The 3,610-nt window shown below is 44.9% G+C and carries 4 protein-coding genes; all 4 read left to right on the top strand.

Going from position 1 to position 3,610, the window contains the following annotated elements:
* Positions 1-133: 133 nt before the first annotated feature.
* The 4 genes from KH180_RS16545 to KH180_RS16530 all read left to right on the top strand — a co-directional run bounded on the left by KH180_RS16545 (position 134) and on the right by KH180_RS16530 (position 3,443).
* Positions 134-553 carry a CpsB/CapC family capsule biosynthesis tyrosine phosphatase gene (locus KH180_RS16545; RefSeq protein ID WP_272164644.1) on the top strand — a complete coding sequence of 140 codons (420 nt, stop codon included), beginning with the start codon at positions 134-136 and terminating at the stop codon, positions 551-553.
* 64 nt (positions 554-617) lie between these two features.
* Complete coding sequence (locus tag KH180_RS16540; protein WP_003510776.1) at positions 618-1,457, top strand: YveK family protein; 840 nt, start codon at positions 618-620, stop codon at positions 1,455-1,457.
* A complete protein-coding gene (locus KH180_RS16535) occupies positions 1,450-2,151 on the top strand; it encodes a CpsD/CapB family tyrosine-protein kinase (RefSeq protein ID WP_003510775.1) in 702 nt (233 codons plus the stop codon). The genes KH180_RS16540 and KH180_RS16535 overlap by 8 nt, the downstream gene beginning before the upstream one ends.
* A 203-nt stretch (positions 2,152-2,354) precedes the next feature.
* The gene (locus KH180_RS16530) at positions 2,355-3,443 is read left to right on the top strand and encodes an LCP family protein (RefSeq protein ID WP_055177065.1); all 1,089 of its coding nucleotides are present in this window, start codon (positions 2,355-2,357) and stop codon (positions 3,441-3,443) included.
* The last annotated feature ends 167 nt before the right edge of the window (positions 3,444-3,610 follow it).

Here is a 3,610-nt window from a genome sequence, read left to right as displayed (position 1 = left end):
GAAAACATCTGTTTCATTGTGTTGCTCAAAAAATCCATAGTGCCGCAAAAAAGAATCACCCTATCCTTGTTTTTAATAAAAACAGAAATAGGGTGATAAGTATGTCTTGTTATCTTAATGACATTGCTTATCGCTGGGGGGTACAAGATATGTTCTGATAGAGTTTTCAACTACTGTTTCATATAAAGAGATCTATCAGGCCGTACGCCAGCTGACTCTGGCCGGTTATATTCCGGTACTCGCTCATATTGAACGCTTCACCTGTCTGAGGAAAAGCGGCTGCATTGAAGAACTGATTCAGGCAGGAGCTTATATGCAGATGAATTTCAGCAGCCTGTCGGGAATCAACCATCCGGTTGATCGTATCTGGTGCAGAAAAGCAGTGAAAAAAGGAAATATCCATCTGCTGGGTTCCGATATGCACCGGCTGGACTACAGGCCGCCTGAAATAAAGAAAGCAGTTGACTGGCTGCTAAAGGACTGCAAAAGGGAGACATTTGAGCGGCTGACCTATTATCAGCCAAAGAAACTCCTGAATGGGGAACTGTTTTAGTAAGCTAATTCCTGCTTGATGGAAATAGATAAGATTAATTTAAAAAAGAAAAGGAATCTGGAAAATGGAAAAGATGTACACAGAAGACAAAGAAGAGATAGAGATTGATCTCCGGGAACTGCTGTTTGAGCTGAAAAAAAGGTTATGGCTGATTCTTGTGGCCCTGTTTCTCGGAATCGGCATTGCCGGCGCCGGCAGCGCATTTCTAATCACCCCGCAATATAAATCAGAAGCGAAGCTTTACATATTATCGAAGGAGACAACTTTGACTTCTCTGGCAGATCTTCAAATCGGCAGTCAGCTTACACAGGACTACAAGGTTTTGGTCAGCAGCCGGCCGGTTATGGAGGGTGTCATTAACCATCTCAAATTAGACTATTCTTACAAAGAACTGGCCGGAAAGCTGACGGTGGAGAATCCGCAGAATACGCGAATCCTGTCTTTAACGGTGCGTGATGAGAATCCGTATATGGCCAAGCAGATCGTGGATGATATCGCAAATACCGCTTCCGACTACATTGGGGAAATCATGGAAATGGTACCGCCGAAAATGATTGAGGACGGTGTGGTGGCATCGGAGCCCTACAGCCCCAGCATAAAGAGAAATGCACTACTTGGAGGAATCCTGGCGGTGTTTTTAATCTGTGCCTTGATAGCGGTCCGTGTTGTCTTTAGTGACACCGTTAAGAGTGAGGAAGATGTTGAAAGATACCTGAGTATCCCTGTATTGGCTGTTATTCCCAAAAAGAGAGAGAAGGGCAAGAAAAAAGAAAAACATAAATCACCGAAAGAGCCGGGTAAGGGAGAAACCAGGAAGGGAGAAACCAGGAAGGGAGAAACCAGGAAGGAAGAAATCAGGAAAGAAGTAAAAGGGCCAAAAGAGGAGGAGCAGATAAATGGATAACGAAGTCTTTTTAAAAAGAACGGCAATAGAAGATTATCAGTACAATGAGGCGATGAAAACACTTCGTACGAATATCCAGTTTTCAGGCACAGGTATTCAGGTTGTTATGCTTACAAGTTCTGTTCTCGGAGAGGGAAAGAGCGAGACCACTTTTCATTTAGCGGCCTCGCTGGCACAGCTGGATAAGAAGGTTCTTCTGATTGACGCCGATATCCGCAAATCGATCCTTGTCACACGATACCAATTGGACCGGAGAGTTGACGGGCTGTCCCAATACCTGAGCGGCCAGAAAAAATTGGAAGAGGTAGTTTATAAAACGAATCTGCCTAATTTGACCATGATTTTTTCCGGTCCCTATTCTCCGAACCCGGCAGAGCTGTTGGCAGAACCCCTTTTCGATAAATTAGTTGCCTGGGCAAGGGAGAATTTTGATTATGTCATAATTGATACGCCTCCGATGGGAAACCTGATTGATGGCGCGATTATAAGCCGGAACTGTGACGGAGCCATACTGGTTATTGAGAGCGGCAATATCAGCCACCGCCTTCTGCAAAAAGTGAAAGGCCAGTTGGAAAAGAGCGGATGCCGGATTTTGGGTGCGGTGTTAAATAAAGTGGACGTCAGACAAAACAGTTACTATTATTACGGAAAATACGGGAAATATTATGGAAAAGAGTATAGCAGCGAGCATTAAGACGCACAGAGCTTTAAAAATATGTTACAGTTCAGCCTTCAGCTAAACCGTAACAAATGAAAAGTTTACTTTTCATCGCGTCGCGCCGCACAACTCGGGATTTTCGCAAAAAACAGCGAAAACACCTCGCGGAATACATCATGGCTGAACTGTTACCAAAATACAAGGCTGCGGCAGAAAGCCGTCATGGAGAAAAATGAAAGATGAGTGACATTAAGAACGGCCCGGCTGAAAAGGAAGCGCCGGATAGTAAAAAACAAATCCGGGAAAAACGAAAAGCAATAAGCAAATGGCCGGTTGTATTGGCGGTGTTTTGTGCGGCCGCTGCCATTTTTATGTTGTCATACCGTTACTATGCACAGGAGAAAGCGCGGCGATTGACAGAGGCCGGGAATGCAGCCAAAGCCTCCGGACTTGCCGGGACGCCCTCAAACGGAATAATTGAACTGGACGGAAAAAAATACAGAAGAAACACTTCAATTCGCGCGATTCTCTGTATTGGCGTGGATACGAGCGGGGATATGCAGCAGCAAACCGCGTCCGGAGTAGCGGGGCAGGCGGACGGCCTTTTTCTTGTGGCGCAGGATATGGCCAGAGATACGGTCAGGATTTTAATGATTCCCCGGGACACGATGACGGAGATAACGCTTTTTGATTTGATGGGCAATGAGCTGGGTAAAGATGTTCAGCACCTTACCCTTGCATTTGCCTATGGAGACGGCAGAGAGAAAAGCTGTGAGCTTCTCGCGGCCGCTGTCTCGGATTTATGCTTTGGAATCCGTCTGGACGGATATCTTGCAATGAATGTTAGTTCCATCCCCCTCTTAAATGACGAGGTGGGAGGAGTTACCGTCACGATAGAAGAGGATGGGCTGGAAGTAAAAGACCCGCTGCTGAAAAAAGGGAGTATCGTACACCTAAACGGCAGTCAGGCAGAATTATTTGTACGTTACCGCGATATTACGAAGCCGCAGACGGCTCTGAGCAGAATGGACAGGCAGCAGCAGTATATACAGGCCTATTTTGAAACGGTCAAAAAAGAGTCGGAAAAAGACAGCGGTCTGATAACAAGACTTGTCAATGCCATAGAGAACCATATGGTTACCAATATGGCGAAAGACCAGTACCTCGATATGGGGATGGCGGTCCTGAACAGCCAGCAGGAGCTGGGAGATAAAGATTTTTTGACAATACCGGGCCAGGCAGTGGAAACAATTAATTTTGATGAGTATTATCCGGACCTGGATGAATTGAAACGAATCATCATAGAACTGTTCTACAAGGAAATCTGACAGAACTCGGATGATGCAAATGCCTTACGGCAATAACTAGCAAATGCTATTTATTGATAAAACTAAAAAGAAAGCATTCTGGTGATATGTCAAGAACTTTTTGAAGAAGATTTTGATATGTTTTTCAGAAAAAAGGGTAACTTTAACAGACCTTCGGTATATTTTAC

Origin of the sequence: Anaerostipes sp. (genome assembly GCF_018381315.1) — a bacterium.
Lineage (GTDB): Bacteria > Bacillota > Clostridia > Lachnospirales > Lachnospiraceae > Anaerostipes.
The sequence above is the reverse complement of the archived record's forward strand: the minus strand, read 5'-3'. Positions and strand labels throughout refer to the sequence as shown.

Excerpts from the sequence above, each read along its gene's own strand:
- KH180_RS16540 (WP_003510776.1), top strand. The coding sequence starts at position 618 with ATGGAAAAGATGTACACAGAAGACAAAGAAGAGATAGAGATTGATCTC.
- KH180_RS16535 (WP_003510775.1), top strand. The coding sequence starts at position 1,450 with ATGGATAACGAAGTCTTTTTAAAAAGAACGGCAATAGAAGATTATCAG.
- KH180_RS16530 (WP_055177065.1), top strand. The coding sequence starts at position 2,355 with ATGAGTGACATTAAGAACGGCCCGGCTGAAAAGGAAGCGCCGGATAGT.